The organism is Bacillus sp. FSL R10-2201, assembly GCF_038008665.1.
GTDB lineage: Bacteria > Bacillota > Bacilli > Bacillales > Bacillaceae_G > Bacillus_A > Bacillus_A mycoides.
This window is the reverse complement of sequence record NZ_JBBOZP010000002.1, coordinates 64315-78326: the sequence shown is the minus strand read 5'-3', so window position 1 is coordinate 78326 and position 14012 is coordinate 64315. Positions and strand designations below refer to the sequence as shown.

The following is a 14012-nucleotide window of genomic DNA, read 5'->3' as shown; positions in this document are numbered from 1 at the left end:
TTACTGGACAATTTGTCATGATCACTTCACTACCTATCGAATGTACGTTTGTTGTATAATAGATGCATGTCGAAATGGAGGTGAAATGAATGATTATCAATAAAGCATATAAATTTCGTATATATCCAAATAAAGCACAAGCAACTCTAATCAATAAAACGATTGGTTGTTCTCGTTTTGTATTCAATCATTTCCTATCTCTATGGGATAACGCATACAAAGAAACAGGTAAAGGTTTGACATATGGTACATGCTCTGCCAAACTTCCCGCCATGAAGAAAGAGTTTGTTTGGTTAAAAGAAGTAGATAGTATTGCTATTCAGTCGTCTGTTCGCAACCTTGCGGATGCTTATACACGTTTTTTCAAAAAGCAAAACAGTGCCCCGCGTTTTAAATCTAAGAAGAACATTGTACAATCTTACACCACAAAACAAACAAATGAAAATATTGCCGTTGTAGGAAACAAAATGAAATTGCCGAAACTAGGTCTTGTTCGATTTGCCAAAAGTCGTGAAGTAAATGGACGTATTTTAAATGTTACGGTTAGACGGAATCCTTCTGGCAGATACTTTGTGTCATTGTTAGTTGAAACAGAAGTGCAAGAACTTCCGAAAACACATTCTTACATTGGAATTGATGTAGGACTAAAAGATTTCGCCATTTTGTCAGATGGAACAACCTATAAAAATCCGAAGTTTTTTCGATCATTAGAAGAGAGGTTAGCGAAAGCACAGCGTGTTCTTTCTAGAAGAACGAAAGGATCTTCTCGCTGGAATAAACAACGAGTAAAGGTTGCTAGAATTCATGAATACATGACAAACGCTAGAAAAGATTACTTGGACAAAGTCTCAACTGAAATCATCAAAAACCACGATGTTATCGGTATAGAAGATTTGCAAGTATCGAATATGTTAAAGAATCATAAGTTAGCAAAAGCAATTAGTGAGGTATCATGGTCACAGTTTCGAACCATGTTGGAATATAAAGCAACATGGTACGGCAAACAAGTCATTGTCGTATCGAAAACATTTGCTTCAAGCCAATTGTGTTCTTGTTGTGGATATCAAAACAAAGACGTTAAAAACCTAAACCTACGTAAATGGGACTGCCCTACTTGTGATACACATCATGATAGGGATATTAACGCAAGTATCAATCTAAAGAATGAAGCGATAAGGCTTCTAACCGCAAGGACTGCGGAGATAGCCTAATAAATTAGAGTTCGATAGAACTCTTTACTTAGGAATCCCCCACTTCTAAACGAAGTGAAAGTGGGGGTAGTTCAAAAGGATTATGTAGTTTCAATAGTTGGGGTTACTTATTTACATTTACTTTTGAGAAATATGATTCAAGTTAGTACTTTATCTTTTTCCGACATGCGTCTCCTCAAAATAAATAGAGAGACACTTGTCTCTCTTCAAAAAATACCTTTGGGAATTTTAAATTGTCCCTCTTAGTATCAAACCTAGAACGGCCATAATTATCGTACTGATAATAATCCGTAAAATCCAAGAGGTATTCGTGCTGATTTTTTCTAATTGCTTATTAATTGTAGAAATGTCTTTCTCGTTAATTATTATTCGAGTTTCTAAATTACGAATATCACGCATGATCTCTTTTTGTTCTGATTTTAGACTGTCAATTTTCACATTTAAGTCTTCCATATACTCACATCCTTTGGATATTTTAATAGAACAATCCCTATATATTATGAGACAAGCTTTTTCGATGTGAATGTATGGAAGTTATTTTCATGTCAAAGCCTTATTATATATATCTTTCCCAATCCTATTTATCATTACTAAACTAGTACAAACATTTGTTAATTGTCTGGTGGGTGTACTAGTTAATTGGAGTCGGTTGTTTTGTTAGAACATAAAGAGTTCAGAAAATCCATGAACAAAAAAACGAGTACTGTGAAGAAACACGCTCTTTCAAAGGATTTTACCAATTTCTACGGTTATTACTGCATCTATGTCTGCCCCTACAGAACATTAAATGCCCATTTTGTTCAATAAAAAGAGAGCATCCAAGGCTGTAGATGCTCTTAATGTGATAAGGAGTTTTAACTGAAAATCGGAATAAAGGTGGAGCGGTTAAGCTCGTCCTATACTTTAATATATGCTTGTTCTTCTTGAAAGGTGAAAAGTAAAAAGACACCTTAATTAGGTGTCTTTTTGGTATATAAGAGGTAGCTACCCTGGAAAAGACCTTTCTGTATCATTATATGATTATCAATTCTCGTTATGCTTAAAATGGCTTTTAAATACGTTTATTGTGTATTTTGATAGTAATTGATTTTGTCGCGAATAGCGGACGCAATAAATTCTTCAATAGTGCTGTTTGTTTCTTCGACTATTTTATAAATAGCTTGATATTCTTTACTGGATATCGTAACTGGTTTTGTAACGCTGCTGCTATCTAAATACACACTATTATTAACGCGTTTTACTAATCTTCCTTCTATTAAATATGGTGATAAACTTTCAATCCATTCCATTTGCATACCCATTGGTAATTCAATAAGAGATTGGCGTACATCAAAATACCAAAATCCTGCTTCTTCTGAAATTTTTAAATTTCTTGGTGAGACATATTGGAGTATTAAGTCAACTTTTTGGAAAGAACTACTACGTAATTGATCAGACTTAGGTAAACGGAACTTAATAAATCTTTGATGATGGCTCCGAGGTTTATCAGTCAGATCATAAGCTTGTTCATATCCTAATTTTTTTGCTTCTTTTAAGGTAAATTCATTTCCGAACTCATCAATTAACATAATATCTCCACGCTTTGGAATAGAAATGACTCTTGCTATCGTATTCCCCTGCATGTATCTATGGAATAAAACGGTATTATACTTTTGAGAATATGTATAAAGTGCATTTGCCTGATCTAATCGATGTACAAGCTTGAGTAACTCTTCTTCTCGTATGAATTTAGTTTCACGATTACGGTATTCTTGTATAGTGGCTGCTAATTCCCCATCTTCTATCCATCTTTCTAATTGATATATACTTACATCATATTTTTTACTAGCCTGGTACAGAGTAATACCTTCAGGTTCTCTTGCCTTTTTTATTGCTTCTACATCCGCTCTTCTGAAAAGGAAACTCCCATCTAATCGCCATGTATCTTTGTTAATTGGAACTAATTGCCCTTTCTTTACAAGTTTATTCACAATAAAATTACTAATCTCCAAAAACTCCCTTACTTCTGTTGTATTCATATTGAGATGCTGATTTTCATCCATATTATTTCTCCTCATGTATTTAATTTATATTTAATAAATTTATTGATTAAATTTAATTTTAATTTCAAAAATAGATACTCGGATTTATTATATCATAGGAAACGTTTATTTTTTTACATAGATAAACATATTCTTTTTTTGTTTACTAATTAAATTAATTTTTATACGTAATTAAATCTTCTTTCAGTCTATTTATAAGTTTAATTTTATTATGAACATAGAAAATGTGCAGTTTTCTATAGTTGTTTTACATTTTCATTTTTATAAAATTTAATTTTACTTTGTAAATAATTTTGAATATACATCAGTTATAATAATAGATATAAAGGTAATTAATAAGGAGTTGAAGAGTAATGAAATTTGAATTGAATACGATTCATAATGAAACTTCTTTAGAAAATATAGAGAAACAAAAACAAAATTTAACAAACATAATTGCAGTATGGAATCGTGATTATATAAATGAAGCTGAATTTAAAAAGGAAAATAATGAAAGAGAAGATACTTATACATACGAGGGATTTTCAGACGAAGAGATACTGTACTATTACTTGAACCGACAAACACATTTTGACCAGGAGAAACGTATAAAAGATGAATCAAGAATTCTATACGCTCGTGATCTGAGTCAGTTTTACTTCTTTATCAAACAAAGTACAGAATTTCTACAGCAAGATGTAAAAGACTATAAAGTTGGCCAAGTCTGGAGGAATCTAAGAAAGCGCCATATCCGTAACTATCAAAAATGGTTATCCCAGGACGCAATCTCCTATCAATCAAAAGAAAATTACAAGGCATCTACGATTAGTCGGAAGCTTGGTGTAATCCGTTCTTATTTGAAATGGCTATACGAAATCCAATATATCCAGAAGCCTCTTCATGTAGAGATTCTAAGTACGGCGGTGAATAAACAACATAAACCAAAGCGTGAGTTATCATATGAGGAAGTGAAGCACCTGCTTCATTATTATAAAGAGAATGAAATCAATTACGCCTTACTATCTGTCCTTGCTACTACAGGGTTACGTGTCGCGGAAATAGCCCATGCAAAGTGGGAAGATCTTGAGTATGACTCTATACGTGAACGTTACTATTTAACAGTTGATACAAAGGGAGATAATGAACGGATTGTTTCTATTAATAAGGAGATTTTTAACCGTATCGTTTCGTTCCGAATACGTAGAAGATTGCCTGTAGATATCGGAAATATAAATGGCGGGACCATATTTCAAACCAAGAACCATACTGCTTATAGAGAAAATTATCTATCACAATATATTTCTAAGATAATAAAGGATTCACAGTTATCCTTTACGGAGAATATACGAATTACTCCTCACTTCTTTAGGCATTTTTATGTGCAGTATTTATATGACTACAAGGGGCTAGCACCTCATGTAATAGCGGCTGCAGTAGGTCATAAAAATGACCGGACAACAAAAGAAAACTACCTAAAACAAAGATTAACGAAAGATAACGATGCTGGCAATCTAATTAAGGAAGATGAATTCTAATTTCATTTATATTAAGATTAACTGTATAATTTATATATAATAAAGAAGAAGAATCTGTTATGGATGCTTTTTTATACGAACGGGATATACAATTAAATTCAATTGGTGGTATATGCGTTGATATAAATTCTAGCGAAGAAATTATTAGTAGGGTTAATCATTACATCATTGATACGAACTTACTTACTCCACTCCTGTATTGTTAATTTTTTGCACAATTCAATTCAAATTTACATATGCTACTTATGCACATGTATTCAGATCACATTTGGGCGTGTGACCTGAAACCTACTTTTTAAAAAGCGCTATATAAGCGCTTTTTTTCATGTGTAAATAATCTCTACAAAATGAAATTTTTATTATATTCCCTTCCGAATAACATTTCCAATCCGTTTTATACTATAACTGTGACTTTAAAGTTACACAACCTAACTTGTAGGGCCTAATTTTCTTTTGTACAACAAATAGTTAGCTAATCAAGCTAGCTGCTTTGTTGTGCGAATAGAATAGGAGCGGTTAAGCTCGGCCTATACTTTAGTATGCTTATTCTTCTTGAAAGGTGAAAAGTAAAAAGACACCTTAATGAGGTGTCTTTTCAGAGTGCCAGAGATGATTTATATGTTGGATACACTTTTCTATATCATTGTATGACCATTAATTCTTGTTATGCCTAAAAAGGTTTTAAATACGTTGATTGTGTAGTTTCAATATAACAAAGAATAAGAACCTGTTATAGACCATTTTTTATACGAACAAGATATAAAATTTAATTGGTGATGTATGCGTTGATATAAATTTTAGCTAAGAAATATTAGTAGACCTAATCATTACATCATTGATACGAACCAACTTGTTCTTAATTATTTCCCATATATTTAAATAAAACCTATTAATTGTTCGGAATTCCTATTAAATTTGTACTCTGTCCCACCGTTCATAAACACTTTTACTCTACTCCTGTATTGTTAATTTATTTGCACAATTCAAGTTTACATATGCTACACATGCCTGCAGATTACATATGGGCAGGTGTAATCTGAAGCCTACCTTTTAAAGAGCGCTATATAAGCGCTCTTTTTATGTGTAAATAATCTCCACAAAATGATATTTTTGTTATATCCCCTTCCGAATAACATTTCCAATCCAGTTTATACTATAACTGTGACTTTAAAGTTACACAATCTAACTTGTAGGGCCTAATTTTCTTTTGTACAACAAGTGGTTAGCTAATCAAGCTGGCTACTTTGTTGTGTCAAATGAAGTTTTTACTCGGATTTACGCGTCACTTCTTCTATCAGCTAAGATACGATATTAAAATCATTAGCTTCACACCTTAAGGATGTTCCGCTCAAAAAACACTCCCTCATATCCTCAATTAATTCTTCAGCAACTTCAATTCGTTCCATACCAATTACACACCTTTTTAGAATAATAGTATCAGTATGTCCAAGTTTTATAGATTTTTTGCACCAGAACCAAAAATAATATTATTAAACCATTTTCATATTTACATAAAAAATCCACACTTAACTAGACTCCTATACTCACACCATCCTTTCTAGACGAGCATAAGATGTACTAACGAACGAAAGGGGGTAATTTTATGGGTTTTGGTTTTGGTGGAGGTTGTGATTTCGATAGATGTGATGATCGGAGAGATCATCACAGAAAAGAAGAAAGAGAAGACAATAGAAGAAAACAGAATAACAATCCAGAGTTATTACAATTCTTACACACATTAACTCCTGGTACTTGTATTGTTATTCAATATGATCGTCAACCACCTACAAGTGCAACATTCCAAGGTTTTCAAGGAAACAACGTAATCATTTTATCTGACTTTGATTGTTTCCCGGGATTAGCACGTATTGCAATTAACAAAATTAACGTAATCTCTATAAATTCACCTGATTGTGATCGTTTCTGTTGTAAACGTCGCAGACATTGTAAAGAACATGAAGAACATAAACATGATCATAGAGAAGATTAATAAATTTTAATTAAAAGAAAAATCTTCCCCTTAATTTATAAGCCAATTTGCAAGAAAAACACCTATTAAAAAATAGGTGTTTTTCTTTCCTAAATTTACTGAACTGAACGTAAATAACAAACCATTTCATATAGCGGACATATACTATTGTAAGGTCGGCATCCAAATGACCCAAATAAATACCCATGCCAAGAAATAAAACTACAAAGTATTTCTTGGCACCTTTTACATAAAATAAATAAATTTATTAAAAGTGTACAAACCTAATTAAAAATCTATGCATATAATGTACCCTACCTCTCTTATTATCTCCTTAAAGGGATTTAATTTTATATAAATCCCTTTTTTAAGTATTTAAATACTTAATTTAACCTACATAACATAATAATTCCTAAAAAAAGATAAGAGCCCTTCGCTCTTATCCTATCTTTTCCTTATATTTATTTAAAATGTTATTAAGCTACGCGTCGAACACTAATAACATCTAGACTTGTCACATTAAGGGTCCCAGCAGCATCTACCCAAACAAGAAATCCATCCTCTACACGAATAAAGACGCCTGTTCCATCGATCGCAGTTCCGCCTGAAAAAACTGTAATTCTGTCGCCTTCTCGTAAACCGTCTAATCTTCTTCGTCCTTCAAAATTTCCCACTTCGCTCACCTCCCCATAGTCTCTATTTCTTCGGTTTCTATTACGTTTAACATATTCACATTATTTAAAATGCTATTAAGCTACGCGTCGAACACTAATAACATCTAGGCTTGTCACATTAAGAGTCGCAGCAGCATCTACCCAAACAAGAAATCCATCCTCTATACGAATAAAGACGCCTGTTCCATCGATCGGACCTCCGCCTGAAAAAACTGTAATTCTGTCGCCTTCTCGTAAACCATCTAATCTTCTTCGTCCTTCAAAATTTCCCACTTCGCTCACCTCCTCATGGTCTCTATTTCTTCGGTTTCTATTACGTTTAACATATTCACATTATTTAAAATGCTATTAAGCTACGCGTCGAACACTAATAACATCTAGGCTTGTCACATTAATGTTTGCAGCAGCATCTACCCAAATAAGAAATCCATCCTCTATACGAATAAAGACGCCTGTTCCATCGATCTGACCTCCGCCTGAAAACACGTTAATTCTGTCGCCTTCTCGTAAACCGTTTAATCTTCTTCGTCCTTCAAAATTCCCCAGTTCTCTTACTTCCTCACGTTCTCTTCTTCTTCTTCGGTTTCTATTACATTCATCACATTCACATCTACGTTCAAAAGACATTTAATATACCCTTTTTTCCTAAAAATTTTTATCTGCATTATATAATATGAAAAAAATAAATTAATTGATTAGACTTTCTTCCTCTATCAAACATCCAATTAACTAATTTATCAAAAAAAATCACTAATTTTAACAATTGTACAAGCCATTTTGTATTACTTACATACATTAACAATGAGATGATAATCATCTTACTATACTCCAAATCCCAAATTACCAGTTCGTTAACTATCTTTAAAAGATAGAAAAAAGGACAGTTGAAAACTGTCCTTTTTCTTATTTACAAAGATATATATTTTGGAAATTAAACACCTCTTACTAATAAATACATATATTATATAGTGCTCCAACACACTGCTAAATAAACTCCACAAACAAAGAAAGAACTTATTTTCTATCTGTCAAGAATTTAGGTTCTTTTTTCACTGCTTTACATCCTTTTATATTAATAACGGGATTTTATTTCCCTTCCATATAATCGATTCTATGCTCTTTATTCAGCATTTCCTTTACCATGAGAGTTCCTCTCACCCTCAAAGAACTTTTACAGTATGAAAGCTAGGCTTCTGGTGCAAAAACTATAAGATTTATGTAACTAATCTCTGAAACTTAGACATACTGATGTAAAAAGACAATAAAGTTATTTAATTTTAAAACCTAAAACAAGCATAACCCCGTTCTAAATTTAGGACGGGGTTAAAATATAGTCGTTTAATTTTCGACATAAGATACTTCACTGTACTTAAAAATATAACAATAAAGTCGTTTAAAAATCTAAGTTTTATTCAACAATAGCGCCCGATAATTGAACAAGATAAATTCCAAGGTTTCCCCCATTTATGTATAACAACTTTACTTCTATTATAAATTTAAAGCGTTATGAAGAATGAATACGAATCAACGCTTCCGCCTGATTAATGCTTTCTTTTAAATAAATTGGCGAATTGGGGTGATTTAATATTTCATCAGTAGTTAACCATAATACTTCTTCAACCTCATCGGGACTTTTAGAAAATGCCTCCCCGATTCATATTCGCAAAGAAAAACAATATCCACAACATTTTCACCTGTATCGGTTACGAATGACGTACTATGTACATAATTTAGCCTGTCTTTTACGCTCACACCGACTTCTTCTAATATTTCTCGCTTTACTGTTCTCTCTAATATGTCTGATGAATTCCCTTCTATATCTACCTTACCTCCCACAAGAGAAAGCCAACCACCAGCATGTTCCTCTTTTGCTTCTTTCAATAATAAGCCATTTATCATTTTTCCTTATAGCACCTTCAACATTTACGATAAACATTTTAAAGTACCTCCTATAAATTATCCTTATTAATTTCGGGTATTTCCTATGCTTTGTAGCTTGTTCAAAAGCATAACCAAGTGTTTTTTGCCCTTTTTTATTTTCATATATGTACTCCCTTTCGAAAGCAAACGTATTTCTATATATATTGCTTTTATTATACCGTCTATCGTAGTTTTTAGGATATCGCTCTTTTACGTTTACAATTAAACAGCTTTATTATCACTGCACAGCTTGAATATAAACTAATGCGTGAAACGGCAACACCGATATTACCACAAAAGGCAGAAAAAATAGCCCTACTTTGGCAGTGGACTTGTTGTTTAGCTATAAGCGCTATACGCTATTAGCTATATGCCAGGGGTATTGTATATATTGCATGTACTCAAATCATAATTTTAGATTGCAGCTGTTCCATTACAAAAGTATTAAACTAACTAGCAAATATGCGATTGTTATATGGGAAATAAGGACAATTCTGAGACTGCATACTTAATAAAACAAGTATGTTTTTTTCTATAAATCTTTCAAAAGAAAAAAGGCGTAATCCTTGATACATAAGGGATAAGCCTCTTTGCTTACCTCTTGCAATAGTATGTAATGGCAAATACCTATATATGATATCACAAATTAATGTTATATTTCCCCAATCAGGATGAATACCACTATCCAACCATCTGTACTTTCCATATAATTGAAATATTCTATGTGTCGAGGTGAAATCATGGATTCTTCTTCGTTTTACACTATTGTAATCATAATTGCTGCGTTAGTCATATGGCGTAGAACTTTGGCAATGTATCGCCCTATTAAAGGAAACGGAACCCGCATTCTCTTACCCATACTATTTTTGTTACTCCCCTGCATTCACATCATCTTAAATCCAAAAGCACATGCCACTGGCTGGGTATGGATTTGTGCAGCTATCTTTGGATTTCTTTTGTCAATTCCACTTATTTGGACCACTCACTATGAACTCCGATTCGATCAGCATATTTATGCTGTAAGAAACAAGAGCTTTATTATTACCTTTCTCATCGTACTTATTATCCGTTTTTTACTTCGTGATTATTTAAAATGGCTAGGTCCAGAAACAGAAGCAGCACTATTTATGACTGTATCACTGGGATATATCTTACCTTGGAGAATTATCTCTTTCATCAAATTTCGTCAACTATACAAAAGTCGAATCCAAACTAACAATAACATTGACTTACGATAACACTAATTATGTGAATGGAAAGTACTTTCAGAACTTCTGAGGGGACTTTCCAGGTTTTGCAATACATTGGTTTTATGCTAACAAAAGATGCTTATTTTTTGAAGAACTATGTTAATTTTGAGGAACAAAGGGACAGATATACTGCCCCCTATTGTTTACTTATTTTGATTTTTTTGGGGCTCTTAATGCGATTTTTTCAAGTCCATTTTCTCCCGCAAATTCTACATCTGCTTTTGGTACAGCATTTTTATTGTTCTTCAATTGATTATTCTTATTTTTAGCCATTTTTTCACCACCCTTGTAGCTTGATTTAGTTATTCCTTCAAGGATGCCAACTATAATAAATACACTATATACAGATAGCGGAGTTGTGTTTTTTCGTCATCAGCACCCACGATTTTAGTTTGCTTTCTTTTTGTAGCCTATGCGATTTGATTTACTTCTTTAAATAAACTGCCCCATTCGCTCAATAAGAAATTGAATACAAAGCGATTGCACCCAATGGTTTTAACAATTAATATTTTTTGTTCCTTCGTTGGATAGATACGAAATTTATATGCTTTGTTGTAGATTTTGAATAAAGTTTGATGATTTTTGTGATCCTTGCTCAATTAAGGCGCCCGATTATTGAAGTTCGGTTTTAGGCTAATCCACTTCACATATTTACTTAAGGGAGTGCTTTTTAATAGTGTGTTAGAGCACTATATAATATATGTATTTATTAGTAAGAGGGGTTTAATTTTCAAAATATATATCTTTGTAAATAATAAAAAAGGACAGTTGAAAACTGTCCTTTTTTCTATCTTTTAAAGATAGTTACCGAACAAGTAATTTAGGGTTTTGGGGTATAAGATGATTATCATCTCATTGTTAATGTATGTAAGTAATACAAATGGCTTGTACAATTGTTGAAATTAGTAATTTTCATTTTAAATAAATTAGCTAATTGGGCAATTGGTAGAGGAAGAACATCTAATCCATTAATTTATTTCTTTCATAATATATAGTGCAAATAAGTTTTTTAGGAAAAGGGGTTATGTTAAATGTCTTTTGAACGTAGATGTGAATGTGATGAATGTATTAGAAACCGAAGAAAAAGAGACCGTGAGGAAGTAAGGGAATTGGGGAATTTTGAAAGACGAAGAAGATTAAATGGTTTACGGGAAGGCGACAAAATTAGAGTTTTTTTAGGTGGAGATCCGATCGATGGAATAGGAGTCTTTATTCGTATAGAGGATGGATTTCTTATTTGGGTGGATGCTGCTGTGAATATTAATATGACAAGCCTAGATGCTATTAGTGTTCAACGAGTAATTTAATAGCGCTTTAAATAAAGATAAGGGAAAGCTCTTATCTTATTTTGTTTTTAGGAATTATTATGTTATGTAGATTAAATTAAGTATTTAAATACTTAAAAAAGAAGGGATTTATATAAAATAAATCCCTTTAATAAATTAATAGAAAGGTAGAATACATTATATGTGTAGGTTTTTAATTATGTTTGTACATTTTTAATAAATTTATTTATTTTATGTAAAAGGTGCCAAGAAATACTTTGTAGTTTTATTTCTTGGCATGGGTATTTATTTGGGTCATTTGGATGCCGACCTTACAATAGTATATGTCCGCTATATGAAATGGTTTGTTATTTATATTCAGTTAAGTATAATTTAGAAAAGAAAAACACCTATTTTTTAATAGGTGTTTTTCTTGCAAATTGGCTTATAAATTAAGGGAAAGATTTTTCTATTCATTCATTTTTAAAAATCATCTCTATGATCATGCTCATGTTCGTCATGTTCTTTACAATGTCTGCGACGTTTACAACAGAAACGATCACAATCAGGTGAATTTATAGAGATTACGTTAATTTTGTTAATCGCAATACGTGCTAATCCCGGGAAACAATCAAAGTCAGATAAAATGATTACGTTGTTTCCTTGAAAACCTTGGAATGTTGCACTTGTAGGTCTTTGAGAATCATATTGAATAACAATACAAGTACCAGGAGTTAATGTTCTTAAGAATTGTAATAATTCTGGATTATTATTCTCCTGTCTATGGTTTTCTTCTCTTCTGTGATGATCTCTGTGGTGATCTCTGTGATGATTTCTCCGATCATCACATCTATTGAAATCACAACATCCACCAAAGCCAAAACCCATAAAATTACCCCTTTCGTTCGTCAGTACATCTTATGCTCGTCTAGAAAGGATAGTGTGGGTATATGAGTCTAGTTAAGTGTGGATTTTTTATTTAATTATGAAATTTGTTTAATAAAGATCTTTTTATGTATTATCCCTTAAAAATTATATCCTAATAATGTATTACTAAAAAATTTGCCAACTTGTCTATTTCAATTCTTATGCTCAAACATATTCTATTTTGATAACTAATAATAAGTTAATTTAATAGAATTACATTGTTAGGTGTCAAAATTAGAAGTAAAGGAAGGTGATAGAAAATGGATAATAATGAAATTCTAACTCTATTGCAAGCATTTCAATTGGTTGGGGCGAGAGTTGTATTATTTTTACCATCATTTCACGTAGAAGGCCTTATTACACAGATTGGAGAAAATTTTGTTACTCTTCGTCGTGGTAATGGGGAAGGCGTTGAAGTAGAAAGTAATGCAAATGGTGGGGCTCTTGAAAATCCAAACCAAATTAGTGTTGCAATTAGTAGCATTTTAGCGGTAAGTGATGATCGAGGAGCATAATAACTTAAAAATGTACTGGGTATTATAAATACCCAGTACATTTTTATATAATGTGCTTACTATATAATACATACTTATTATTGGGGGGACATAGATGTGTCAGTTTTGTTTAAATTCTGATAATAATAAACGTAAATTTAGATTGTTTGAAATAAATCCGATTCCCCTTATCGCTCCATGTAAATCAAGAAGGAGTTTTGATACTTTATTAGAATCAGAAAAATCTTCTGATGTTTTATTAAAATCAAAAATGTCCCCTAACACCTCTTTAGAATTAAAGGGATCTTCTTATCATTCAGTAGTGAATAGTTCTAGCAATAATTCTGCAGAAGTAGCAAATGAGATTAGAGAACTTTTATATGCCTATCAGTTGCTTCATTTACGTACTGTATTGTTTTTAGAAGGAATTCATATCAAAGGCATTATAATGAATGTGAGTCAAAATTTAGTTACTGTTATTGGACCAAATGTAGAAGTAGCAAGTAATTCAACTGGTAATATTATAGGTTTTCCGAACAAAATTAATGTTAGACTTGAGTCTATTCAAGCAATTGGTGATGTAAAATAGTTTTCTCGTTAAAATGTTAAAAACAATAGGATAAAGAGTGATTTTTAATGTTGATTTATATTATATGGCAAAATTAAATCGAAAATGTATCAAGAATATTATCTTTTTCTTCTTTGTTAATTCCAATATATTTTAGATTGACACCTTGCCTCTTTAG

Annotated in this window: 12 protein-coding genes and 4 pseudogenes; 7 read left to right on the top strand and 9 right to left on the bottom strand. The window is 32.0% G+C overall.

Annotated elements, in window-relative coordinates:
• Positions 1-89: 89 nt before the first annotated feature.
• Positions 90-1211 (top strand): IS200/IS605 family element RNA-guided endonuclease TnpB, encoded by a 1122-nt coding sequence (tnpB, locus tag NSQ69_RS27535; RefSeq protein WP_016094036.1) that lies wholly within the window; start codon positions 90-92, stop codon positions 1209-1211.
• A gap of 228 nt (positions 1212-1439) precedes the next feature.
• Here tnpB and NSQ69_RS27530 read toward each other — a convergent pair whose 3' ends face one another.
• Together NSQ69_RS27530 and NSQ69_RS27525 are read right to left on the bottom strand one after the other, a co-directional pair.
• Complete coding sequence (locus tag NSQ69_RS27530) at positions 1440-1664, bottom strand: hemolysin XhlA family protein (RefSeq protein ID WP_002151817.1); 225 nt, start codon at positions 1662-1664, stop codon at positions 1440-1442.
• Positions 1665-2272: 608 nt separating this feature from the next.
• Positions 2273-3253: a DNA-binding protein gene (locus NSQ69_RS27525; RefSeq protein WP_341099974.1), complete on the bottom strand. Its 981-nt coding sequence runs from the start codon at positions 3251-3253 to the stop codon at positions 2273-2275.
• 353 nt (positions 3254-3606) lie between these two features.
• On the opposite strand from NSQ69_RS27525, the gene NSQ69_RS27520 reads away from it, so the two are divergent.
• Together NSQ69_RS27520 and NSQ69_RS27515 are read left to right on the top strand one after the other, a co-directional pair.
• Entirely contained in the window at positions 3607-4767 is a 1161-nt protein-coding gene (locus NSQ69_RS27520) for a tyrosine-type recombinase/integrase (RefSeq protein WP_341099973.1), read from the top strand.
• A 1603-nt stretch (positions 4768-6370) separates the two neighbouring features.
• Positions 6371-6757, top strand: a complete 387-nt coding sequence (locus tag NSQ69_RS27515) for a hypothetical protein (RefSeq protein WP_215551242.1) — start codon at positions 6371-6373, stop codon at positions 6755-6757.
• A 455-nt stretch (positions 6758-7212) separates the two neighbouring features.
• Here the strand turns inward: NSQ69_RS27515 and NSQ69_RS27510 are convergent.
• From NSQ69_RS27510 to NSQ69_RS27495, 4 genes and pseudogenes are all read right to left on the bottom strand, one after another.
• Positions 7213-7470 (bottom strand): annotated as a pseudogene (locus NSQ69_RS27510) (hypothetical protein); the annotation flags it as partial.
• 15 nt (positions 7471-7485) lie between these two features.
• A pseudogene (locus tag NSQ69_RS27505) lies at positions 7486-7743 on the bottom strand (hypothetical protein); the annotation flags it as partial.
• A 15-nt stretch (positions 7744-7758) separates the two neighbouring features.
• Positions 7759-8037, bottom strand: coding sequence for a hypothetical protein (locus tag NSQ69_RS27500; protein WP_078182370.1), 279 nt, complete (start codon positions 8035-8037; stop codon positions 7759-7761).
• Positions 8038-8914: 877 nt separating this feature from the next.
• Positions 8915-9346: pseudogene (locus NSQ69_RS27495) on the bottom strand (NUDIX hydrolase).
• Positions 9347-10070: 724 nt separating this feature from the next.
• Between NSQ69_RS27495 and NSQ69_RS27490 the strand changes: the two are divergent.
• Positions 10071-10568: a CcdC protein domain-containing protein gene (locus tag NSQ69_RS27490; RefSeq protein ID WP_016128116.1), complete on the top strand. Its 498-nt coding sequence runs from the start codon at positions 10071-10073 to the stop codon at positions 10566-10568.
• Positions 10569-10727: 159 nt separating this feature from the next.
• On the opposite strand, the gene NSQ69_RS27485 is transcribed toward NSQ69_RS27490, so the two are convergent.
• Together NSQ69_RS27485 and NSQ69_RS27480 are read right to left on the bottom strand one after the other, a co-directional pair.
• On the bottom strand, positions 10728-10853 hold the full coding sequence (locus NSQ69_RS27485; protein WP_341099971.1) for a hypothetical protein: 126 nt from the start codon (positions 10851-10853) through the stop codon (positions 10728-10730).
• Positions 10854-10999: 146 nt separating this feature from the next.
• Positions 11000-11140: pseudogene (locus NSQ69_RS27480) on the bottom strand (helix-turn-helix domain-containing protein); the annotation flags it as partial.
• A 471-nt stretch (positions 11141-11611) separates the two neighbouring features.
• On the opposite strand from NSQ69_RS27480, the gene NSQ69_RS27475 reads away from it, so the two are divergent.
• Positions 11612-11887: a hypothetical protein gene (locus tag NSQ69_RS27475; RefSeq protein WP_002144367.1), complete on the top strand. Its 276-nt coding sequence runs from the start codon at positions 11612-11614 to the stop codon at positions 11885-11887.
• A 441-nt stretch (positions 11888-12328) separates the two neighbouring features.
• On the opposite strand, the gene NSQ69_RS27470 is transcribed toward NSQ69_RS27475, so the two are convergent.
• Positions 12329-12733 carry a hypothetical protein gene (locus tag NSQ69_RS27470; RefSeq protein WP_341099970.1) on the bottom strand — a complete coding sequence of 135 codons (405 nt, stop codon included), beginning with the start codon at positions 12731-12733 and terminating at the stop codon, positions 12329-12331.
• Between the two features lie 299 nt (positions 12734-13032).
• On the opposite strand from NSQ69_RS27470, the gene NSQ69_RS27465 reads away from it, so the two are divergent.
• Entirely contained in the window at positions 13033-13287 is a 255-nt protein-coding gene (locus NSQ69_RS27465; protein WP_002144365.1) for a hypothetical protein, read from the top strand.
• A gap of 94 nt (positions 13288-13381) precedes the next feature.
• Positions 13382-13855 carry a hypothetical protein gene (locus tag NSQ69_RS27460; protein ID WP_078181872.1) on the top strand — a complete coding sequence of 158 codons (474 nt, stop codon included), beginning with the start codon at positions 13382-13384 and terminating at the stop codon, positions 13853-13855.
• Positions 13856-14012 lie beyond the last annotated feature (157 nt).